General features: G+C 68.4%; 22 protein-coding genes. 5 read left to right on the top strand and 17 right to left on the bottom strand.

What is annotated here, in order from left to right:
• From VLK31_RS02465 to VLK31_RS02455, 3 genes are read left to right on the top strand one after another with little or no spacing between them, the layout of a single operon-like run.
• The gene (locus tag VLK31_RS02465) at window positions 1–1,641 is read left to right on the top strand and encodes a dipeptide ABC transporter ATP-binding protein (RefSeq protein WP_409166782.1); all 1,641 of its coding nucleotides are present in this window, start codon (window positions 1–3) and stop codon (window positions 1,639–1,641) included.
• A 51-nt stretch (window positions 1,642–1,692) separates the two neighbouring features.
• Window positions 1,693–3,195, top strand: coding sequence for a M81 family metallopeptidase (locus tag VLK31_RS02460; RefSeq protein WP_409166781.1), 1,503 nt, complete (start codon window positions 1,693–1,695; stop codon window positions 3,193–3,195).
• 41 nt (window positions 3,196–3,236) lie between these two features.
• Entirely contained in the window at window positions 3,237–4,421 is a 1,185-nt protein-coding gene (locus tag VLK31_RS02455; RefSeq protein ID WP_409166780.1) for a M20 aminoacylase family protein, read from the top strand.
• A 3-nt stretch (window positions 4,422–4,424) separates the two neighbouring features.
• Here the strand turns inward: VLK31_RS02455 and VLK31_RS02450 are convergent, their stop codons facing one another.
• A complete protein-coding gene (locus VLK31_RS02450; protein ID WP_409166779.1) occupies window positions 4,425–5,672 on the bottom strand; it encodes a CynX/NimT family MFS transporter in 1,248 nt (415 codons plus the stop codon).
• Window positions 5,669–6,373, bottom strand: a complete 705-nt coding sequence (locus VLK31_RS02445; RefSeq protein WP_409166778.1) for a FadR/GntR family transcriptional regulator — start codon at window positions 6,371–6,373, stop codon at window positions 5,669–5,671. Before VLK31_RS02445 ends, VLK31_RS02450 begins: the two co-directional genes overlap by 4 nt.
• A gap of 328 nt (window positions 6,374–6,701) precedes the next feature.
• Between VLK31_RS02445 and VLK31_RS02440 the strand changes: the two genes are divergently transcribed.
• Window positions 6,702–7,595 carry a LysR family transcriptional regulator gene (locus tag VLK31_RS02440; RefSeq protein WP_409166777.1) on the top strand — a complete coding sequence of 298 codons (894 nt, stop codon included), beginning with the start codon at window positions 6,702–6,704 and terminating at the stop codon, window positions 7,593–7,595.
• Window positions 7,596–7,623: 28 nt separating this feature from the next.
• On the opposite strand, the gene VLK31_RS02435 is transcribed toward VLK31_RS02440, so the two are convergent.
• Both VLK31_RS02435 and pbpC read right to left on the bottom strand, forming a co-directional pair.
• Entirely contained in the window at window positions 7,624–9,060 is a 1,437-nt protein-coding gene (locus VLK31_RS02435; protein ID WP_409166776.1) for a TPM domain-containing protein, read from the bottom strand.
• 38 nt (window positions 9,061–9,098) lie between these two features.
• A complete protein-coding gene (gene pbpC / locus VLK31_RS02430) occupies window positions 9,099–11,384 on the bottom strand; it encodes a penicillin-binding protein 1C (RefSeq protein WP_409166775.1) in 2,286 nt (761 codons plus the stop codon).
• Window positions 11,385–11,679: 295 nt separating this feature from the next.
• Here pbpC and VLK31_RS02425 point away from each other — a divergent pair, with 295 nt between their 5' ends.
• Window positions 11,680–11,886 carry a thrombospondin type 3 repeat-containing protein gene (locus VLK31_RS02425; RefSeq protein WP_409166774.1) on the top strand — a complete coding sequence of 69 codons (207 nt, stop codon included), beginning with the start codon at window positions 11,680–11,682 and terminating at the stop codon, window positions 11,884–11,886.
• Between the two features lie 84 nt (window positions 11,887–11,970).
• Here the strand turns inward: VLK31_RS02425 and VLK31_RS02420 are convergent, their stop codons facing one another.
• The 13 genes from VLK31_RS02420 to VLK31_RS02360 all read right to left on the bottom strand — a co-directional run.
• Window positions 11,971–12,597: a LysE family translocator gene (locus tag VLK31_RS02420; protein ID WP_409166773.1), complete on the bottom strand. Its 627-nt coding sequence runs from the start codon at window positions 12,595–12,597 to the stop codon at window positions 11,971–11,973.
• Between the two features lie 26 nt (window positions 12,598–12,623).
• Window positions 12,624–13,028, bottom strand: a complete 405-nt coding sequence (locus VLK31_RS02415) for a GFA family protein (protein WP_409166772.1) — start codon at window positions 13,026–13,028, stop codon at window positions 12,624–12,626.
• 445 nt (window positions 13,029–13,473) lie between these two features.
• A complete protein-coding gene (locus VLK31_RS02410; protein WP_409166771.1) occupies window positions 13,474–13,752 on the bottom strand; it encodes a DUF2277 domain-containing protein in 279 nt (92 codons plus the stop codon).
• Between the two features lie 54 nt (window positions 13,753–13,806).
• A complete protein-coding gene (locus VLK31_RS02405) occupies window positions 13,807–14,427 on the bottom strand; it encodes a GNAT family N-acetyltransferase (RefSeq protein WP_409166770.1) in 621 nt (206 codons plus the stop codon).
• Between the two features lie 50 nt (window positions 14,428–14,477).
• Complete coding sequence (locus VLK31_RS02400; protein WP_409166769.1) at window positions 14,478–15,821, bottom strand: amidase; 1,344 nt, start codon at window positions 15,819–15,821, stop codon at window positions 14,478–14,480.
• A complete protein-coding gene (locus VLK31_RS02395; RefSeq protein WP_409166768.1) occupies window positions 15,821–16,555 on the bottom strand; it encodes a DUF2848 domain-containing protein in 735 nt (244 codons plus the stop codon). The genes VLK31_RS02400 and VLK31_RS02395 overlap by 1 nt, the downstream gene beginning before the upstream one ends.
• 1 nt (window position 16,556) lies before the next feature.
• Window positions 16,557–17,909 (bottom strand): MFS transporter, encoded by a 1,353-nt coding sequence (locus VLK31_RS02390; protein ID WP_409166767.1) that lies wholly within the window; start codon window positions 17,907–17,909, stop codon window positions 16,557–16,559.
• Window positions 17,910–17,969: 60 nt separating this feature from the next.
• A complete protein-coding gene (locus VLK31_RS02385) occupies window positions 17,970–18,671 on the bottom strand; it encodes a hypothetical protein (RefSeq protein ID WP_409166766.1) in 702 nt (233 codons plus the stop codon).
• Window positions 18,672–18,815: 144 nt separating this feature from the next.
• Window positions 18,816–19,733, bottom strand: a complete 918-nt coding sequence (locus VLK31_RS02380) for a LysR family transcriptional regulator (RefSeq protein ID WP_409166765.1) — start codon at window positions 19,731–19,733, stop codon at window positions 18,816–18,818.
• A 438-nt stretch (window positions 19,734–20,171) separates the two neighbouring features.
• Window positions 20,172–20,540 (bottom strand): SnoaL-like domain-containing protein, encoded by a 369-nt coding sequence (locus VLK31_RS02375; protein ID WP_409166764.1) that lies wholly within the window; start codon window positions 20,538–20,540, stop codon window positions 20,172–20,174.
• A 49-nt stretch (window positions 20,541–20,589) separates the two neighbouring features.
• Entirely contained in the window at window positions 20,590–21,120 is a 531-nt protein-coding gene (locus VLK31_RS02370; RefSeq protein ID WP_409166763.1) for a MolR family transcriptional regulator, read from the bottom strand.
• Between the two features lie 39 nt (window positions 21,121–21,159).
• On the bottom strand, window positions 21,160–21,570 hold the full coding sequence (locus tag VLK31_RS02365) for a 2OG-Fe(II) oxygenase (RefSeq protein ID WP_409166762.1): 411 nt from the start codon (window positions 21,568–21,570) through the stop codon (window positions 21,160–21,162).
• Window positions 21,571–21,584: 14 nt separating this feature from the next.
• Window positions 21,585–22,209, bottom strand: a 625-nt coding sequence (locus VLK31_RS02360; protein ID WP_409166761.1) for a hypothetical protein, incomplete at its 5' end; no start/stop codon positions are given.

The following is a 22,209-nucleotide window of genomic DNA, read 5'->3' as shown; positions in this document are numbered from 1 at the left end:
ATGACCACCAACGCCACAACCGCCACCACCGCCACCCCCGTTCTTTCCGTTCGCGACCTCGCCATCGCATTGCCGCCCGGCGCCGACCGCACGCATGCGGTCGAGCACATTTCCTTCGACGTGCCACCCGGCAAGATCGTCTGCCTGCTCGGCGAATCGGGCTCGGGCAAGTCGGTCATCGCCAACGCGGTCATGGGCCTGCTGCCGCCGGGCCTGGTGCCCGTGCGCGGCAGCATCGAACTGCAGGGCGAGAACCTGCTGGCCGCGCCGCAAGGCCGCCTGCGCGCGCTGCGCGGCCCGTCGATGGCCATGGTGTTCCAGGAGCCGATGACCGCGCTCAACCCGGTGATGACCTGCGGCGCGCAGGTCGACGAAATGCTCGCGCAGCATGTGCGCATGGGCGCGGCCGAGCGGCGCCAGAAGATCCTGGCGATCATGGCACGCGTGCGGCTGCCCGAGCCCGAGCGCATCTACGCGTCGTACCCGCACCAGCTCTCGGGCGGCCAGCGCCAGCGCATCGTGATCGCGATGGCGCTCATCCTGAAGCCCGCGCTGCTGATCTGCGACGAGCCGACCACCGCGCTCGACGTGACCACGCAGGCCGAGATCCTCAAGCTCATCCTGGAGCTGCAGACCGAGAACGGCACGGCCGTGCTGTTCATCACGCACGACTTCGGCGTGGTCGCCGAAATTGCCGACGAGGTGGTGGTGCTGCAGCTGGGCGCCATGATCGAGAAGGGTGAAAAGATGGCCGTGCTTACCGCGCCGCGCGAGCCCTACACCCAGATGCTGCTAGACGCGGTGCCCGAGCTTTCCGCCCCCACGCGGCCCCCGGTGGCCGAGGCCTATCCGCTGCTCAATGCGGTGAAGATCTGCAAGACCTACGTCACCGGCAGCTGGCCGGGCAAGCGCCGCACGGTGAACGCGGCGCGCGATGTGTCGCTGGCGGTACGGCCCGGCGAAACCGTGGGCATCGTGGGCGAGTCGGGCTCGGGCAAGTCGACGGTGGCGCGCTGCATTGCGCGGCTGATCGACCCGACCTCTGGCGACATCTTTGCCGACGGCCGCTCGGTGGCGCATGCCAAGGGCCGCGCGCTGTCGCCGTTCCGGCGCACGGTGCAGGTGATCTTCCAGGACCCGTACCGCTCGCTGAATCCGCGCCAGACCGTGGGCGCGTCCATCGTCGAGGGGCCGGTCAACTTCGGCATGCCGCACGACCAGGCCTGGGCCCGCGCCGAAGAACTCATGCGCCTGGTGCGCCTGTCGCCCGACGCGCTGCGCCGCTACCCGAGCGAGTTCTCGGGCGGCCAGCGCCAGCGCATTTCGATTGCGCGCGCGCTGGCCTGCGACCCCAAGGTGCTGATCGCCGACGAGGCGGTGTCGGCACTCGACGTGTCGGTGCAGGCGCAGATTCTTCGGCTGCTCGACGAGATTCAGCAGCGGCTGAAGATCGGCATCTTGTTCATCACCCACGACCTGCGCGTGGCCAGCCAGATCTGCGACAGCGTGCTGGTCATGAGCCAGGGTGAAATCGTGGAGCGCGGCCCGGTGGCCGACGTGTTCTTCGCACCGCAACACGACTACACGCGCAAACTGTTGGCCGCGGCGCCCGGGCGCGACTTTGCCTTTGCGCGCAGCTGAAAAAAAGCTGCGCGCTGTTCGTTCATTGCTTCACCCCACGACAAGGAATCCATGAAAGTCTTCATCGCCGGTTTCCAGCACGAAACCAACACCTTCGCCCCCAGCAAGGCCGACTGGGCCGCGTTCAACGCGGGCTCCAGCTTTCCGCCGTACCGGCGCGGCGCGGCCATCGTCGAGGCCTATGCGGGGCGCAACATTCCGGTGGGCGGCTTCATCGATGCGGCGCGTGAAAAGGGCTGGTCGCTGGTGCCTTCCGCATGGGCCGGTGCCACGCCGTCTGCGCACGTGACCGAAGACGCCTTCGAGCGCATCTCCGCCGCCATCACCGAAGACCTGGCCGCTGCGCTGGCGGACGGCGGCATCGACGCGGTGTACCTCGACCTGCACGGCGCGGCCGTGACCGAGCACCTGGAAGACCCCGAGGGCGAGCTCATTGCGCGCATCCGCCTGCTGGTGGGCCCCGACGTGCCGATCGTCGCCAGCCTGGACCTGCACGGCAACATCACCGCGCAGATGTTGGCCGAGGCCGATGCGCTGGCCACCTATCGCACCTATCCGCACATCGACATGGCCGACACCGGCCGGCTCGCGGCCACGCTGCTGGAGCGCCGCATGGCACGCGGCACGCGCGAGCCGCTGCATGCGCGGCGCTTCACCTTTCTGCTGCCACTGAACGTGCAGTCGACCATGATCGAGCCGGCCGCGTCGGTGTACGGGCTGTTGAAGGAGCTCGATGTGAAGCACGACGCCGTGCTGAGCTTTGCCACCGGCTTCCCGGCCGCCGACATCGCCGAATGCGGCCCGGTGGTGTGGGGCTACGGCGACGATGCCGGCGCGGCCGTGGCCGCGCTGTACGAGCGCATCGACCAGCCGCGCTCGCAATGGCGGCTCGACGTGCTGGAGCCCCGCGCGGCGGTGGCGCGCGCGCTGGAACTGGCCGAAGGCGCGAGCCAGCCGGTCGTGATTGCCGACACACAAGACAACCCCGGCGCGGGCGCCGACAGCAACACCACCGGCATGCTGCACGCGCTGCTGGCCGAAGGCGCGGGCAAGCGCTTTCCGGGCAAGGTGGCACTGGGCTTGATGTTCGACCCGGCCTCCGCCGCTGCCGCGCACAAGGCCGGCGTGGGCGCGCAGATCCGCATCGCGCTCGGCACCTCGGTGCCCACCTGGGGCGGGCAGTTCAGCGATGCGCCGGTCGAAGGCGTGTTCACCGTCACCGCGCTCAGCGACGGGCAGGTGCAGGGCAAGGGGCCGATGTCGCGCGGCGGCACGGTGTCGCTGGGGCTGAGCGCCTGCCTGGAGATCGACGGCGTGCGCATTGCCGTGGCCAGCGGCAAGAGCCAGATGCTCGACCGCGAATTCTTCCGCTACCTGGGCATCGAGCCCGAGGCGATGAAGGTGCTGGTCAACAAGAGCTCGGTGCACTTTCGTGCCGACTTCGCACCCATCGCCAGCGCCATCCTGGTGGCCAAGGCGCCGGGCCCGATGGCCGCCGACCCGGCCGACCTGCCCTGGACCCGGCTGCCCGCCACGATGGCGCTGCGGCCCTGAACAGTTCGCTCTTTTTTCTTCACCTCACTTCAAAGCACACGATGCCTCAGAACGCACAGCACTACCTCGAATACATGAGAAAGAACGCCGCCGAATTCGTGACGGTGCGCCAGCAGATTCACAAGAACCCGGAGCTCGGCTTCGAAGAGTTCGGCACCAGCGACCTGGTCGCCGAGCGCCTCACGGCCTGGGGCTACGAAGTAGAGCGCGGCCTGGGAGTGACCGGCCTCGTGGGGCGCCTGAAGCGTGGCGGCGGCACGCGCACCATCGGCATTCGCGCCGACATGGACGCGCTACCCATCGAAGAGAAAACGGGCCTGGCCTACCGCAGCGGGCGGCCCGGCATCATGCATGCGTGCGGCCACGACGGCCACACGGCCATGCTGCTCGGCGCGGCCAAGTACCTGGCGCAGCACGGCGAGTTCTCGGGCACGCTGAACCTGATCTTCCAGCCGGCCGAAGAGGGCATGGGCGGCGCCGCCAAGATGATGGAAGACGGCCTGTTCGACAAGTACCCGTGCGACGCGGTGTACGCCATGCACAACATGCCCGGCCGGCCGCAGGGCAACCTGGCGTTCCGCGAAGGCGCGGCCATGGCGTCGTCGGACTACGCCACCGTCACGCTCACCGGCGTGGGCGGCCACGGCGCCATGCCGCACCGCACGGCCGACCCCATCGTGGCGGCGTCCAGCATCGTGATGGCGCTGCAGACCATCGTGTCGCGCAACGCCGATCCGCAGGAGATGACCATCGTGACCGTGGGCGCCATCCACGCAGGCAAGGCCAACAACGTGATTCCCGAGACCTGCACGCTGGAGATCAGCGTGCGCTCGTTGAACCGCGAGATGCGCGTGCTGCTCGAAAAGCGGCTGAAGGTCATCGTCAACGCGCAGGCCGAAAGCTTTGGCGTGAAGGCGCAGGTCGACTACCGCAAGGGCTATGCGGTGCTGGTCAACACGCCGGAAGAAACCGAGTTCGCGCGCCGCATCGGCTACGAGCTGGTGGGCGAGGCCCACGTGGAGCCGCAGGCCGCGGCCGTCACGGGCAGTGAAGACTTTGCCTTCATGCTGGAGAAGAAGCCCGGCTGCTATTTGTTCATTGGCAACGGCGCGCCGGGGCAGCACGGCGGCTGCGGGGTGCACAACCCGGGCTACGACTTCAACGACAGCAACCTGCCGATTGGCGCGGCTTACTGGGCGCTGCTGGCGGAGAGCTATCTGCAGTAAGGCTCAGCGCCGCGGCACGGTGGTCGTGCCCACATGCATCGTGCGGCCCGCGCCCAGACCGGCAATCACCAGCGCGATGCCCAGCCCGATGAACAGCCACGACGAGGCCCTGAAGCTCCCCGTCCAGCCGTGCAGCAGCCCGGCCCCCAGCGGGCCGAAGGCCGCCACCATGTAGCCCACGCCCTGCGCCATGCCCGACAGGTGCGCGGCCACGTGGGAGTCGGGCGATCGCAGCACGATCATGGTGAGCGCCAGCGCAAAGGTGCCGCCCTGCGCTATGCCCAGCAGCACGGCCCAGGCCCACACGCCGGTCAGTGGCGCGAACAACATCGCCAACATGGCCGCCACCGTGAGCACGGCCAGCACCACCGCCAGCCCGCGCTGGTTGCGCAGCTTCACCGCCACCGCCGGCACCACCAGGCAGGTGACCACCTGCGTCATGACCGACAGCGACACCACGTAGCCGGCGGTCTCGCTGCCCAGCCCGCGCTCGCGCAGGATGGGCGCGAGCCAGCCCATCACGATGTACGCCAGGGCCGACTGCAGCCCCATGAAGAAGGTGACCTGCCAGGCCAGCTTGTCGCGCCACAGGCCGCGCACCGTGAAGCCCGATTCGCTGGCCACCGGCTTGCGCGGCAGCGCCTGCGGCGCCCACAGCAGCGTGACCAGCGCGGCCGGCAGCGCCCACATGGCCAGCGCGGTGGTCCAGCCGCCGTTCAGCGCGTGCTCGATGGGCACGGTGAGCCCGGCCGCGCTGGCCGCGCCGCCGCACACGGCCATGGTGTACAGGCCCATCATCAGCGCGGCCTGCTGGGCAAAGTCGCGCTTCACCAGGCCCGATAGCAGCACGTTGGACACCGCGATGCCGCTGCCCGCGATGGCCGAGGCCAGGAACAGCAGCGCAATGTTGCCGGTGCCGCGCAGCAGCGTGCCGAGCAGGATCAGCACCATGCAGCCGAGCAGCGTGCGCTCGGTGCCAAAGCGCCGGCCCAGCCCCGGCGCCAGTGGCGCGAACACGCCCAGGCAGACGATGGGCAGCGTGGTCAGCAGGCTCGCGGCGGTGGCCGAGAGCCCGGTGGCCTGAATGATCTCGGGCAGCACCACCGACAGGCTGGCGAACACCGGGCGCAGGTTGAAGGCGATCAGCACCACGCTGGCGCCCAGCAGGATGCGGCGCGCGAGGCTTTGCGGGTCGCGCGGCAAGGTGGAGCCGGCGCTCGAGGTGCCGGGGGTCAGCGTCGCGGAGTTCATGCCGTGCCTTGCGCGGGTGCACCCGGCGTGCCCAGTGCCAGCGCATTGATCATCGGCGCCATGAAGGCGCGCACCGCCTCGGCGGCAAGGTCGGGGTTGCGGCTGGCAATGCCTTCGACGATGGCGCGGTGCGCGGCCTCGTCGGGCTCGGGCAGCACGGTGCCCATGGTGCTGGCAATGGTCTCCTTGATGTAGCCGGTGATGAAGCGGCAGGTCTCGGCCAGCGCCAGGTTGCCCGACACGTCGACGATGGCCAGGTGAAAGGCCAGGTCGCGCTCGACGAAGGCCGCGCCGTTGTCGGCTGCGTCGGGCAGGCCGCGCTTGTCGAGCAGGGTGTGCAGGCGGCGCAGGTCGCGCGCGGTGTGGCGCACGGCGGCCAGCCGGGCGGCCTCCACCTCCAGCGCGCGGCGCACCTCGAACTGGTCGCGCAGGCTGGCCAGGCGCATCTTCTGCAGGCTGGCGGAGGGGTCGAAGCCCGAGCGCACGTAAGTGCCGGAGCCCTGGCGCACTTCGAGCAGGCCGCGCGACACCAGCGTCTTGACGGCTTCGCGCACCGTGCCGCGGCTCACGCCCAGCAGTTGGGCGAGTTGGGGTTCGATCGGAATGCGGGAGCCAACGGCCCAGCGGCCGGCGGAAATTTCTGCGCGGATGCTGTGGGCGGCGGAGTCGGCCAGGGAAGTGCGGGGGGCTTGGGCAAGCATCAAGAAAGCCTATTCATTCAATGATTGGACGAATTTTGCCGCCAATGGGAAGTCCGGGCCAGCAGTGCGGTGGTTGCCGGGGGTCGTTCAGGGGCTGTGTGGGCGTTGAAGCCACAAACACGGCAACTTCTTGTTCGCGGCATTGCGCAAGCTGGTTTCAAAGATATGTCCAAGAAAAGTGAACTTCTTCCGGAATTGATGAAACGTTCACCATTTGTTACTAATTATTGCCTGACTGGTTGAAAATGAAACTAAAGGTCACTTGTTTGACCGCAAGTCGCTCCTCCCGCCACCCCAAAAGCAGAAAACGGATTCCCTTGAAGTTGAAATGAAGGACTTTTCTTTGTCGGACGTGCGGCTCTTCACGAAAGCCGCCCAGCTTGGCGGCCTGACGCCCGCAGCCGATGTGTTGAACGTGCCCAAGGCCTCCGCGTCGCGCCAGCTGCAGCGGCTGGAAGCCACGGTGGGCCATCAGTTGCTGCACCGCGGCGCCGCGCGCTTCTCGCTCACCGACGAGGGGCGCGAGTTTCTGGTGGCGGCGCAGCATGTGCTGAGCATCTTGGACGACGTGATGCTCAACCTGTCCGGAGGCGGGGGCACGGTCACCGGCCGGCTGCGCATTGCCGTGCCGCACTACTACGGCCGCGAGCTGCTCACCAGCCACCTGCCCGACTTCATGGCCGCCTACCCGCAGCTCGACGTGTGGGTCGAGACCGGCAAGGACCGCGTGGACCTGGCCCGCGACGAGACCGACGTGGCCATCCGGCGTGGCCGCGAAGGCTGCGACGACCTGGTCGCGCGCCACCTGAAGAGCGAGCCGCTGATGCTGTGCGCCGCTCCGGCCTACCTGGCGTCGAATGCCCCGCTGGAGAGCCTGGCCGACCTGGCTTCGCATGCCTTCCTGGGCGCCGATGCCGAAGGCCGCAAGCGCGAGATTCACCTGGCCGCGGTCGAAAAGGTGCACCGGGTGCGGGTGGACAGCGTGTTCCAGTCGGACGACCTGGAGCTCATCCTGCAACTGGCGCTGTCGGCCCGCGGCATCGCGCTGCTGCCGGTGTCGCTGGCGCAGCCGCAGCTGGGCGGCGGCCTGCTGGTGCCGGTGCTGCCGTCGCTGACGCTCAAGCCGCAGGAGATCAACCTGGTCTACCTGCCCGCGCGGCGCAACTCGCCCAAGATCAAGACCTTTGTGGACTACCTGCTGGGCGTGTTCAGGGCCTCTTGAATGCCCTGAGCTGCCTGAGCTACCTGCACTACCAACTGCCCGAGGCGCCCCCGCCGCTGCTGGAGCCGCCGCCGCTGCTGGACGAAGAAGAGGACGAAGAGGACGAAGACGAGCTGCTGCTCGACGAACTGCTCCAGCCGCTGTCGTCGTCGCTGTCACCCCCGTCGCCACCGCCACCACCGTACGGCAGGTAGGCGAACAACAGCGCGATGAAGGTCGCCAGCGCCAGGGGGATCCAGGTTTCGTCGGGCACCGGGCTCAGGTGGCTCTGGCTCAGCACGAAGACAAACACGCCCAGCACCACGGCCGAGCGCAGCAGAAAGCCGCTCAGGCTCTTGTTCCAGCAATTGCGCATGCAGAAGAAGATGACGGTGGCGAACAGGCAGGCACCGCCCGCGCACATGGCCCACAGAAAGCCCCACCAGAAACGCTCCGCGCCCACCGCGAAGCCCACGCCGACCAAGCCCGCAATGAACAGCGCGATGCCGCCGACCACATAGGCCATGGGGCGCCAACGCCCGCAGCCGTAGCCCAGCGCGTAGGAGAAGGAAGCAGGCATCAACGCGAACAGCGCCATCACCGGGTTCATCAACCCGGCCGCCGCAGCGACAGGCCCGACGGCCAGCAGACCCAGCAACACCCGCCAGTCGCGCGGGCGCTTGGCTGCGGCGGGGTCAATGGCCTCCACCGCCGCGGTCCACGGCTCGGGCCGCTCGACGCGGCGCCCACGCTTGCCGCTCTTGCCGCTCTTGTGCCTCTGGCCCGCTGGCGGTGCGCCGCGGCGCGGCTTGTCGGTCACGCCGCGCGCATGCCACACGCCCACCGCCATGCTCCACAGGAACACGCCGAGCAGCGCCCAGCCTTCGGGCGTCACGTGCGCGCCGCGCGACGGCGGCTCGGGCGGTGCTTCTTCGTGCACCGCCAGCGCAGCGTCCGACGCACTCGAAGACAGGGGCGTGCTGATCTGCTGCGACAGCGCCTGCACGGCGGCCTGGATGCCGCCCGCGAAGTCGCCGTTGCGAAAGCGCGGTGTCATCTCGCGGTCGATGATGCGGGCGGCCTGAATGTCGGTGACGGTGCCCTCCAGGCCCGTGCCCACCTCGATGCGCATCTTGCGGTCCTTCAGCGCCACCAGCAGCAGCAGGCCGTCGTCCTCGTCCTGGCGCCCGAGCTTCCATTGCGCGAACACGCGCGTGGCGTACTGCTCGATCGACTCCTCGCCGGTGGTCGGCACGATCAGCACCGCGAGCTGGGCCTGCGTGTTCGCCTGCAGCGCGGCGATGTCGGCGCGCAGCGACTGGGCCTCGTCCTGCGTCAATGTCTTGGTGAGGTCGACCACGCGCGACGCCATGGCGGGCACCGGCACCTGCTTGGCCTGGGCGGGCAGCGACACGGCCAGCAGGCTCAGGCACACGTACAGGTACAACCACGCCAGCGCCGATGCCGGCCAGCGACGAGCATTCATTCAGGACTCCCTTCGTCTTCGTGTTCTTGGGTTGCCGTTCAGCGACGCGCGCTCTTCTGCACCACGCCCGCGCCGCGCACCTCGATGCGGCGCTGGTCGACCACCTTGCCGGTGGCGTCCACCAACTCGATCACATGCCGCCCCGGCCAGGGCAGCCACTGCGCGGTGTTGCCGCGCGCAAAGTGCTTGCCGTCGATGCGCCACTGCACGCCGCGCCCTTCGGACTCGAAGCGCACGCGCTGGCGCAGCGGCGGAATGTCGGGGTCGACCGCGATGATGGTGCCGTCCGACGGCGCGGTGATGCGCGCGAAGGCCGCGTCGCTTGCCATGCCCGTGTCCAGCGCGAACAGCGGCTGCTCGGTGCCCTGCAGAAACCACTCGCTGCGCGCCGCTTCCAGCGGGCTGCCGTCGGTGCCGGGGCCGAACTCCACACGCGCCTCCACCAGGCCCGGCGGCGGCGCGGGCGCACGGCTGGGTTCGCGCGCGTGCAGAAAGCGCATCACCTCGGCCCACACCGGCGCAGCGCCGCTGGTGCCGCTCACGTCCCACATCGATTCGCCGCTGGCGTTGCCCACCCACACGCCCACCGTGTAGCGCTGCGACCAGCCCACGGCCCAGTTGTCGCGCATATCCTTGCTGGTGCCGGTCTTCACGGCGCTCCAGAAGCGAGTCGACAGGATGCTGTCCAGGCCGAAGGTGCGCGTGCGCGCGTTGGGGTCGGACAGGATGTCGCCGACGATGAAGGCGGCGCGCGGGTCGAGCAGGGGCTGGTTGTTGGTGTTGGTAACGGCCTTGGACTTGTCCGTCGATGCCGCCGGCGCCGTGGCCCTGGCCATCATCGTCGTCGTGCCGTAGCGCCCGCCGTTGGCCAGCATGCGGTACGCGTTGGTGAGCGACAGCAGCGACACCTCGGCGCTGCCCAGGGCGAGGCTGTAGCCGTAGTAGTCGCCGCTTTCGCGCAGCGGCAGGCCCGCCGCGCGCAGCTCGCGCGCAAACGACTCGGGCGACACCATCACCAGCGTGCGCACCGCCGGCACGTTGAGCGACGCGGCCAGCGCGGTGCGCGCCGACACCGGGCCCTTGAAGCGCCGGTCGTAGTTCTGCGGAATGTAGAGGCCGCTGGCGGTGCTGATCTGCGCCGACGAGTCCTCGATCAACGACGCCGCGGTGATGCGCCGCTCGGCAATGGCCTGCCCGTAGAGCAGGGGCTTGAGCGTGGAGCCGGGCTGACGCAGCGCGGTAACGCCATCGACCTCGGCCGCCTGGCTCAGCGGGCCTGAGGAGCCGACCCATGCGAGCACTTCGCCGGTCGCGTTGTCGAGCACCACCAGCGCGCCGTCTTCCACATGCCGATCGCGCAGTTCGCGCAGGTGGCGTTGCAGCGTGTCAAGCGCAAAGCGTTGCAGCGGCGCGCGCAGCGTGGTGCTGACGGTGGCCTCCCTGTCTTTCTCTTTCCCGCTCTGCGGGCGGGCAGGGGTGGGTGCGGTGGATGCGGTCCCCGCATCCGCGTCCCTGATCTCGCGCAGCACCCGGCGCGCGGCATGCGGCGCGATGCCTTCGTTCGCCTCGAAGGCGCGCCGCTGCACGGCCGCGCTGGTGAACATGTCCAGCGCTTCGCAGTCGACCTTTTGCTGCGGCTCCATCGCGCGCAGCACTTCGCAGGCGCGCTGCGCCACCACGTTGGGCTTGGCGTTGGGTGCGCGCACCAGCGCCGAGGCCACGGCCGCCTCGCGCGTGTCGAGCCCGCTCGGTGCCTTGCCGAAGAGCGTGCGCGAGAGCGCGTCGATGCCCACTATTTCGCCGCGAAACGGCACGGTGTTGAGGTAGGCCTCCAGGATCTGGTCCTTGCGCCAGTTGCGTTCCAGCTGCGCGGCCGCCACCGTCTGGCCGATCTTCTGCGTGAAGCTGCGCCCGCCTGAATTGCGGCGCAGCTCGTCGTCCAGCAGGCCCGACAGCTGCATGGTGATCGTCGATGCGCCGCGCGTGCGCGTGTTCCACAGGTTGCCCCACGCGGCGGCCGACACGGCGCGCCAGTCGATGCCGCTGTGTTCATAGAAGCGCCGGTCTTCGCTCAGCACCATGGCCGTGCGCAGCGCGGGCGACACGTCGGCCAGCGCGGTCCACTGGCCGCGCCGCACGGAGGGGTCGGTGCGCACGCGTTGCAGCAGTTCGCCGTTGCGGTCGAGCACGGCGGTGTCGGACGAGCGGAACTCGCGCTTCACGTCCTCGAAGCTGGTGAGGGCCCAGGCCGGGTGCGCGCAGGCGATGGCCAGCAGCGCGGCTGCAAGGGTCTTGCGGGGGAGGTGGAAAAGCGCGAACTGCATCGAGAAAAGCGTCGTATCCGAAAGTGTGGGCCGGTGACATTCTCCGCGATGCACCACGGGAACCGCGCCTACTTGCACACGGGCCGCCGACCGCCCCGGCCAGTGAAAACCGCACGCCAAAGTTCGCATCACTCACTGCCTGCAACGTACCACGCACCACATCCGGTAACGAACTTCACGCAAGGGTTTTCATTGGGAAACCCGAGGCATACCGGTGTGGCCTTCAATGCACCCACGGGCTCGCGGATCGCAGAGGGCGAGCACCCGTTTCATAAACACTCCAAGGAGAAATCACATGACAAAAACATTGGCGATCTTGCTGGCCGCATCGGCCCTGTTGGCGGGCTGCGTGGTGGCCCCTTACGACCGCCCGCCACCGCCGCGCGGCGGGTATCGCGACCGTGACCGCGACGGCGTGCCGAACCGCTATGACCGGGACCGCGACAACGACGGCGTGCCCAACCGCTACGACCGCGCCCCGAACAACCCGAATCGCAACTGAGCGACAGCGTCCCACCGGCGCTTGAAAAGAAAAGGCCGCGAAGCCATGTGCTTCGCGGCCTTTTTTTCGAGTGCGTCCGCCAGCTCAGCCTGGTCGGCGTGCCATCAGCGCCCAGATGCCGGCCGCGCTCAGCAGCGAGCCGCCCGCCAGGTTGAAGCGTTTTTGCGCGCGCGGCGACGAGAGCAGCTTGCGCGCCGAACCCGCGAACACCGCATACAGCGTGGCATTGGTCGCGGCCAGCACAACGAAGGTCACGGCCAGCACCCACAGCTGGCGCGTGACGTCGGCGGCCGGGCTGATGAACTGCGGCAGGAACGCCACGAAGAACACGATGCCCTTGGGGTTCAGCGCGGTCACCAGGTAGGTGTTGGCGAACAGCCGCCAGCGCGACACGAGCGCGGCCGGCTTCGCAACTTGCGTGGGCGAGACGCCGGCGCGCAGCAGCTTGATGCCGAGGTACAGCAGGTAGAGCCCGCCCACCCACTTCACCACGGTGAACCAGAAGGCCGAGGTGGCCAGCAGCGCGCCAAGGCCCAGCAGTGACACCACCAGTGCGGTGGAGTCGCCCAGCGCCACGGCGGCCACCAGCGGCACGTTGGCGCGGCGGCCGTGCGACATGGAGTAGCTGATGACGGTGAGGATGGTCGGGCCGGGAATGATCAGCATGAGCGCGGACGCTGCAACGAAGGCGAGCCAGAGTTCGATAGGCATGGTGGAGTGGTGCTGCGGTGGGTGGTTCAGAGGTGGCGTATTTCGGCCGGCGGAAGGTGCCAGCTGTTGTTGCGGCCGTCGACGTAGGTGATGGGTGAGTTGATGAGCTCTTCGGGTTCGGCGTCGTCCAGGCAGGTCACGTTCACGCCGTAGATGGCGCTGCCGTCGTCGGGCCTGTTGCCAAGGCCGAAGGATCGCACGCCGCAGTGTTTGCAGAAGAAGTGTTTGTTCTGGCGTGTGTGAAAGAGATATTCGGTGAGTTCTTCCTGGCCGGCCAGCAGGCGGAAGGCGTCGGGCTCAACGGCTGCTGGCCAGAAGCGGGTTTTGGTGCAGATGGAGCAGTTGCACCGCAACGTACCCAGGCTGAGGTCGATGTCGGCTTCGAATCGAACGGCGCCGCAGTGGCAGCCGCCGGTATAGGTCTTTTTCATACGCTCGGGGATCCGGCAATGCGGCGCAAGGTGGCGCTGAAAAGGACCATAGCAAAGGCTGGGCCGGAGTGCTTCGGGTCCGGTTTTTGGGGCTCGCTGTTTGCGGGGCATTTGATTTCTTGGGGGCTCTTGTTCAGGGCTCCTGTTCGGGGCTCCTGTTCAGGGCGCGTGCACAGGCCGCCGGGTACTCCCCTCCGCGAATGTCCCCCGGGGCTTCGCCCCTCCTCCTTTATTTCGCTGCGGGGAGCACCCGACGCCCTGTGCACTTGGGCACGCCGCCGGTGATCGCACGATCAACCTCGGCTCTGAACACGCTCACGTCGATGGGGTGCCTTGCGCAGCGAAATAAAGGAGGAGGGGCGAAGCCCCGGGGGACATTCGCGGAGCAAGGCACCCCGTCGGCGTGGGCGTCGCCCTGAACGGAGCCCGAACCGTGCCTTGCGTTTCAGTCAGAAGCAGTTCCGAAACGCAACGCGCTGCGAACCTTGGCACGCTCCGCCTCGACCTCTCGATCACGCGGCCCTGCCGTAGTCACCAACGATTCGAGGAGCCGAGTCGCCGTAGCAGTCACCTCATCGATCGCATGCTCGAACGCCTCCTCATTGGCACGCGACGGCACGCTGAAGCCGCTGAGCTTGCGCACAAACTGCAACGCCGCCGCGCGAATTTCCTGCTCGGTGGCAGGCGGCTCGAAGTTGTAGAGGGTCTTGATGCTGCGGCACATGGCACTCTCCGTTTGACAAAAAAACGATACAGCGCAACCGCTGCACCGTTCAGTCTAGCGACGCAGCGCCTGGGCCGTGTGCGCCTGCAGAACCGCACCAAGCCGCATCTGGAGCTGTTCTTTTGCTTGCGGCCATTCGCTGTCGATGATGCTGAAACGCACCGAATTGCGCTTGCGACCATCCGGCATGATGCGCTCGTTCCGCACGATGCCCTCCTGCTGCGCACCCAGCCGCAAGATGGCCGCACGCGACTTCGCGTTGATCTCGTCCGTCGTGAACTGCACGCGCACACACTGCAGCACCTCGAACGCATGGCACAGCATCAGGTACTTGGCCTCCGTGTTCACGAAGGTCTTTTGCCATGAGGCCGCAATCCAGGTGCTGCCGATTTCCAGCTTGCGGTTGACGCGGTCGATCTTCCAGAACCGCGTGGAGCCGATCACCTGGCCCGTCTCGCGCAACACGGTGGCAAAAGGCATCACCGTGCCGGCCGCCTGGCCGGCCAGCGCGTTGCCGATGTAGGCCTCTACCGTGTCGGCCGAAGGCACCACGGTGAAAGGCAGGGTCCAGAGCTGGCCGTCGGAGGCGGCCTCGACCAGCGCCGACGTATCAGCGGCAAGCAACGGGCGAAGCAGAAGACGGGGACCGGTGAGCGAGGGTTGCGCGAGCGACATGCGCCAAACGATAGCCGATGACGCTGACGCGTCACCGGCGTTCGGCTTGCTCAGTTCGACCGCACCACCGGCTCCGCCGCCAGCGCCACCGCAGCCAGGCGCGCGTCGTCGCCGCGCACCGACGACAGCATCAGCCCCACCGGCAGTTCGCCCGGCGCATGGCAGGGCAGGCTGAAGGCGCAGCCGTCGAGCAGGTTGATGGCGAAGGTGTTGCGCAGCAACAGGCCGTTGGCCTTGAAGAAGGCCGCGTCTTGCGCCAGCGCCGCGATGGGCGGCGCAACGATCGGCACGGTCGGGCACACGAGCGCGTCGAAGCCTTCGATGGCGCGCTCGACGCGGCCGGCCCAGTCGCGGCGGCGGTCCTGCATGGCGATGTAGTCGGCGGCGCGCACTTCGGTGCCCAGCGCAATGCGCGCGGCCACGCGGGCGTCGAAGCCGGCGCGCTTGGCCGCAAAGCGCTCGCGGTGCACGGCCGCGGCCTCCACGGGCGAGAAACCGCCGGGCGCATTGACGGTGGATATCTCCGCCAGCTCGGCCAGCGTGATGTCGACGATGTGCGCGCCCGCGACCGACAGCGCGTGCAGCGCACGGTCGAAGGCCTGCGCCACGGCGGGCTCGATGTCGTCGAACATCAGCGTGCGCGGCACCGCAAGGCGCATGCCCTGCAGCGGACGGCGGCGCACGGCCAGGGGCACGTCGGCAATGGCTGCGTCTAGGGTCAGGCAGTCCTGCACGCTGCGCGCCATGGCGCACACGGTGTCGAGCGAGCGCGCCAGCTCGAAGGCACCGGTGCGCGGCACGCGCGACTGGGTGCTCTTGAAGCCCACGAGCCCGCACAGCGCGGCCGGAATGCGGATGGAGCCACCCGTGTCCGAGCCCAGCCCCGCCACGGCAAGGCCCAGCGCCACCGACACCGCCGCACCCGACGACGAGCCACCGGGAATGCGCGGCGTGGTCACGTCCGCGGGGTTACGCGGCGTGCCGTGGTGCGGGTTGATGCCCACGCCGGAGAACGCGAACTCGGTCATGTTGGTCTTGCCCACGATGGCCGCGCCCTGCGTGCGAAGCCGTGCCACGGCCACCGCGTCGTGCGCGGCTGGCGGCTCGCCGGCGCACACGGCGGAGCCCGCCATGGTGGTTTCGCCTGCGATGTCGTACAGGTCTTTCACCGACACGGGCAGGCCTGCGAGCGGGCCCAGTTGCACGCCGGCCCTGCGTGCCGCGTCGGCATGGCGCGCCGCGGCACGCGCGGCGTCGGCGTAGACCCGCGTGAACACATGCGCGGCGGCAGGCTGCGCGGCCGCGTCCAGCACCTGGTCGATCAGCGCTTCATGCGACAGCTCGCCCTTGGCGATGCGTGCGCGCAATTCTGAAATGGTGAGGCGCGTGTTCATCACGCCACCACCGGCAGTGCCTGCACTGCATAGCGATGCACGATGCGCCGCTGCAGCTTGGGGTCGTGCAGTTCGATCTCCATCTGTGTGGCCGGGCGGATGCCTTCGCCCTTGGCGTTGGGCAGCGCGCCCAGCGTGCCGCAGGTCATGAAGAGGCCTTCGGGCGCGGCGCTGGCGCCGGGCATGCCGTCACGCAGCGCGGCCAGCGGGCGGATGGATGCGAGCGTGCCGCGCTGGTAGTCGACCCAGCGGCCGTCTTCCAGGATGCGCGAGCGCAGCTCCAGCGTGTCCTGGTGCGCCTGCACGTCGCTCCAGCGCCAGGCGGTCTCGGCCACGGGCTTGGCGCACATCTGCTTGGACACGGCCACCGAATAGCTCTCGACCTGGCGGTCGGTGTGGTCGGAGGCCACGCTGAGCCACCACGCGCCCTGCGAGAATAAGAACACAGGCTCGGCCTCGCCCGAGCTCTGGTCGCCCAGGGCTTCGATGGTGGGCGATTGCGTCAGCAGCTGGGCCGCCACGCGGTAGTACAGCGGCACGCTCGACGGGCGCGGCACGCCGATGGCCGCCAGCTCCTCGATGTGGTGCTCGATGGCCGCTACGTCGCGGCCGGTCCAGCCCGCCACCACCAGCGCGCGCGGCGCCACGGTGTGCAGGGCGGTGGAGCGCGTGCCGTCTTCGGCAACGCTCTCGCAGGCAAAGTTCAGTCGTTGCATGGTCGTGTCGACAGGCATTTCAGGTCTCCAGCGGGCGCTTGGCGGTTTCGCGTGCAACCACCAGGGCAACGAGCGTGAGGCTCAGCGCCGCCACCACGTAGAGCGACACGGCCAGCGTGCTGCCCCACGACTTGAACAGGCTCGCGATGATCAGCGGCGCAAAGCCGCCGCCCACGATGCCGGCCAGCGTGTAGGCCAGCGAGGCGCCCGCGTAGCGTACGCGGCCTGGGAACTGCTCGGTCACGAAGGCGGCCTGCGGGCCGTACATCATGGCGTGGATCAGCAGGCCCACCACCACCGCCGCGCAGATGGCGACAGGGTGCGCGCTGTCCATCAGCACGAAGAACACAAAGGCCCACACCATGCCCAGCAACGCGCCGGCAATGTAGACCGGGCGGCGCCCGACGCGGTCGGACAGCCCGCCGAACCACGGCACCGCAATCGCGTTGCAGGCCGCGCCAATCATGGTGGCGGTGAGCGCCAGCGGACGCGACAGGTGCAGCACTGTCGTCACGTAGGTCAGCGTGAACACCACCACCAGCGCGTACAGCACGTCGGAGCCGATGCGCGAGCCGCCGGCCACCAGCAGGCTGCGCCAGTGCTGCGTGAACACTTCCTTGATGGGGGTCTTGGCGGTGGCCTTCTTCTGTTCCATCTCCAGGAACACGGGCGTCTCGTCCACGCCGCGGCGCAGCCACAGGCCGAACAGCACCAGCGCCACGCTGGAGATCAGCGGCAAGCGCCAGCCCCAGGCCTGGAACTCTTCCGGGCTCAGCCAGGCCGACACGATGGCGATGAAGCCCGTGCCGATCAGCGTGCCGCACGACGGGCCGACCTGCGTGAACGAAGCGTTGCGCCCGCGCTCGTCGCTCTTGCCGTGTTCCATCGACAGCAGCACAGCGCCGGCCCATTCGCCGCCGAGCGCCACGCCCTGCACGAAGCGCAAGGCCACCAGCGCCACCGGCGCCCAGATGCCCCAGGTCGCGTAGGTGGGCAGCAGGCCCATCAAGCCGGTGGAGATGCCCATGATGACCAGCGTGGCCACCAGCACGAAGCGCCGGCCCAGCCGGTCGCCCAGGTGGCCGAACACCACGCCGCCCAGCGGGCGCGAGATGTAGCCGACCGCGTAGGTCGAGAAGGCCAGGATGGTGCCGGTCAGCGGGTCGAACGAGGGGAAGAACACCGCGTTGAAGACCAGCGCGGCCATGATGTTGTAGACGGTGAAGTCGTACCACTCCAGCGTGGTGCCGATGGAGCTGGCCATGGCCAGGCGGCCCATCCTGGGCGCGGCCCGTGCGGCGGTGGGTGCGGCCGCTGTGGCGGATGTTGCCGCTGTTGCCGCTGTGGCCGGGGGAAGAACATGGTCGGTCATGGAAATGCCTTTGTTCGGTGAAGACGGATGAAGTCGGGGGAAGGTTGCAGGAAGGCCGGGTCAGCGTAGCTCGGCCGCGCTCAGCTTCCAGCCGAGTGCGAGCAGCCAGCCAGTGGCGGGGTCGGTGTCGAAGGCGGTGGCGGCCATGGCACGCGCGCTGCGCGCGGCGTTGGCGCTGCTGGTCTCCACGACCAGCAGCGGCTGCAGCACGCGGCCTTCGGTCGACTCGCGCGGCAGGGGCGTGCTGAGCACGGTGTCGGGCACCAGCAGGTACGACTGCACGAAGCCTGCCTGCTCGGCCAGGGCCTTGCCGACGCGTGCGGCATGGGCGGCCAGCGCTTCTGTATCGGCTGTGGCCGCCAGCGGCAGCACGACCGCATGGCTGCCGCTGCCGAAGCCGGTGACGGCGCGCACGGCGCACACGCGGCGCATCGGCTGGCGCATGCGGTCCAGGTTGGCGATGGACCAGGGCGTCTGCTTCTCGAACGCGGCGCGGTAGCCCGCGGTGCCGAACACGTCCAGCGATTCGGTGCGGTACAGCCCCAGGTATTTGCGCCCGCCCTCGAGCGAGGAATAGCGCGCGCCCGACAGAAAGCCGGGAATGCGCACGCGCTCTTCCACGTGCTCGCGGTCGTACCAGCGGTTGAAGTCGGCGTCGTCGGCCGGGGCTACGTCGCAGGCCACGAACAGCAGGCCGTTCACGGCCTGTGCATTGCTGTCGGTAGCGGTGTCAGGAGCGGAGGAAGCGTCGGTCGTGGTCATGGCGGCGGAGGAGCGGGCGGGCCTTCGAAAAATGAAGGCGCGATCTTCCGTCGCGGGGTGCCACTGTCACAAACGAGTTTTTGTGGGCGACAGGCACAAGAATTACTGGCCCCTTCGTGGGGCGGAAATGCACGTTCTGGAGGGTTAACCCTCTGCGCCGCCGCTCCAGGTTGGTGCGATAGCGGAGGCCGTGAACTGGTCCGACGCCCGGCAGGCCAGCTCGGCCACGAGGCGAATGGCGTCGGAGTCGGCCGCTTCCAGGTGGCTCACCACCAGCCGCTGCGGTGAGATGAGGGCGTCGCATTCGATGATGCGCACGTCGCCGCTGGCCACGTACTCGTACACCGGCGGCAGCGGCACCAGCGCGTTGCCAAAGCCCGACTTCACCAGCCGCGCGAGCGCGGAGATCGAGCTCACGCAATGCACCTTGCCCAGCGGAATGCCCACTGCGCGGTACAGGTTCTTCAGCGCTTCGTGCGGCTGCGAGCCGGGGCTCATGGTCAGCACCGGCTGGCGCAGCAGCTGGTCGACGGTTTGCGTGGCCTCGGCGCCTTGCGGGCCGACCCAGCCCATAGGCATTGGCAGGCACGGCGTGCTCACGATGCCCGCGCCGGCGATGTGGTCGGTCTGCAGCGCGATGTCGAGTGCGCCTTCGCGCAGGCCGCGGTGCAGGGCCAGCGTGGTCTCCGAGGTCAGTTGTACCTCGATGCCCGGGTAGGTGGAGCGCAGGTTGGTCAGAAAGCCCAGCAGCCAGGTGTGCACCACCGTCTCGATGGCGCCGATGCGCACGAGGCCCAGCAGGTCGTCGCGTGGGCGGCCGAGCGAGACGATTTCGCGGCGCAGCTCCAGCAGCCGCTCGCCGTAGTCCATGAGCCGCACGCCCACGGGCGTGAGCCGCAGTTCGCGCGCGTCGCGTTCGAACAGGCGCGCGCCAATGTCTTCTTCTAGCGAGGCGACGCGGTTGGACACCGCGGCCTGCGTGATGTGCAGCCGGTCGCTGGCTGCGCGAAAGCTGCCCAGGCGGGCAGCCCAGAGAAAGGCTTCGACAAATCGTGTGTTCATGAATGCACCTGCGGGGCATTTTGCCGGGATCATGCCGGCGGTGCGGCGGCTTGTTTCGGGGCGCTGTTATTCGGGGCGCTGTTGTTCAGGGCGCGTGCACAGGCCGCCGGGTACTCCCCTCCGCGAATGTCCCCCGCTTCGCTCCTCCTTTATTTCGCTGCGGGGAGCACCCGACGCCCTGTGCACTTGGACGCGCTGCTGGTGCTCGCTGATCAACTACTGTTCTGAGCAACGACCCTGCTGTCGGTGTGCGGCTGATCAACCCTGGCTCCGAACTCGATCACGTCGATGGGGTGCTCCCCGCAGCGAAATAAAGGAGGAGGCCGCAGGCCGGGGGACATTCGCGGAGGGGAGCACCCCGTCGGCGTGAGCGCCGCCCTGAATGAACCGTGTCCCCGAACATCAGCGTGGACGCGTCTCGCCAGGACACGCGCGCCTTCAACCGCCCATCGAATAGAAGAACTCTTCGCGCACGATGGCCCCGTCTTTCACCGTGTACAGGCCCGCTTCCTCCATCTTGAAGCGCTGACCGGTGGGCTTGAGGGTCACGTCGAACTCGAAGCCGACGATGAACCGGTCGTCGTGCGGCCACGGGCCGATGATCTTGGCCGAGTGCACCTCGTGGTTGTCGGTCCACCACTTGCCCTTGGCCTCGATGGCCGCCAGGCCGACAGCCTCGCGCTGCCCGCCGGGCGGGGCGCCCGCCTCGACGCTCACGGCATCGTCTGCGTAGAGCGCTCTCGCGTCCTGAAACTTGCCTTCGCGGCACAGCGCGACGAGCTTGTTCGCTATCTCCATCGTGGTCATGGGCTTTCTCCTGAGGAAGAGGGGAAGGCAGTTTAGGCCGATGCGTGTGTCAGAGGGTGTTCAACACTGCCCGCATCGCGGTCAGCCGCGCTTGGTTCTCGTCGGCATGCGGCCAGGCGGGGTGCAGGGTGCGGGCGCGCTCGTTCAGCGCCAACTGGCACGCGATGGCGGCCAGCGCTTCGTCGCGCATGCCGGGATCGACCTCGCCTGTGATCTTGAGTTGCCCAAAGGCGGTTGCAACGCGCGCGCGGCATTCGGACTGCAGGCAGGTCTCGTGCATGTCGTCCTTCGCGAGCCATTTTTCGCGCGCTTCGGCCTCTGCACGGTGCATGGATTTCGGCACTCCGAAGTCCCAGTCGGCCAGCAGGTCCTTGAGGAAGCCCGCAACCTTGTTGGTCTTGCCGCCGTCGCGGTACCAGTCTTCCAGCGACGAGAGCGTGTCGTTGCCGTCGTCGCTGCCGAAGGGGCTGAAGTCGTCGCCCACGTCGTAGTAGAAATCGTCGGCGGCGAGCGCCACGAAGCGCGGGTGGCTGGTCTCGCGGGCGAGGCCTTCTTCAGGGTCGTCGAAGTGATGGGTCATCAGGTAGCTCCAGGGGTGTGAAGGCGCGAATGAGAAAAGCTAGGCCTGGGCCTTGTCACGGCCCAGCACCCAGCCCAGCGAAAACACATACCGGCTGCCGCCCACCACCCGCGTCACGCTGTGCTCGCAGGCATCGGGGCGGAACAGCTTGATGCGCCGCGTCTCGAAGATCGGGTTGGCGCACACGAACTCACCGCCTGAGCGCGGCGACTTCAGCACGATGTTGAGCCGGTAGTGCCGCCCGGCCTGCACCGGGTCGGTGTGCGGCGGAATCTCCGAGCCTTCGGGGTAGCGAAGAAGGTAGCTGTCGAACGGCAGCGGCCAGCGCGCGGTGGCCAGCAGCATCTTGTCGTAGCCCGTGCCCTGGCGGCCGCGCTGCCAGCGGAAAGCCTGGGAGAGGTAAGTGCGAAGGGCGGCGTGAAAGGCAGCGCTGACGGCGGCGAAACGCATTGGTGAACGCAGGCTCACGCCGGAAGGCGCGGCGCCTCCACGCCATAGAGGTGGGCGGCGAACTCGTACTTGTATTCGTTGTCACCGGCATAGGCCAGCGCGATCTTGCCGGTCCAGGTGATGTTGAAGCGGTCGGTGCCGGGAATGCGGTCGAAGCGAATGCGGTGCGCGGCCGCCGCGTCGTGCCCCAGCAGGTAGATGTGGAAGAAGTTGTCCTCGATGTTGGCGGGCGGCGGGTCGTCCACCTCGATCTCCAGGCCGTCGAGCAGCGCCAGGCTGTAGTCGGCCGTGGCGCACACGGGCAGGCCGTCGCCCGCTCCCCAGTTCGTGGAGGAGAGCGTGCAGCGGTGGTAGTTGGTCCACACGCCGACCGATTGCCAGTCGCCGATGTACGCGCGGTCTTCGGTGTCGTTGCCTTCTTCGCCTTCTTCGTCGTTTTCTTCGGGGTCTTCGATTTCTCGCTCGGCCTCGTAGTCGTCGCTGCGCAGGTGCAGGTCGAAGCGCACCTGGCCGTCGCGCACGGCAGCCGTCCAGCGAAATTCCTTGACGGGGTGGCCTTCGGGCCAGGGGTTGCCTGTGAAGAAGATGCGGTCCTGGCTCATGGCGCGGTGAGGGCGGTGGGGGTGGCGGTGGGTGGAA

The organism is Variovorax sp. H27-G14, assembly GCF_046156345.1.
Taxonomy (GTDB): Bacteria; Pseudomonadota; Gammaproteobacteria; order Burkholderiales; family Burkholderiaceae_C; genus Variovorax.
The sequence above is the reverse complement of the archived record's forward strand: the minus strand, read 5'-3'. Positions and strand labels throughout refer to the sequence as shown.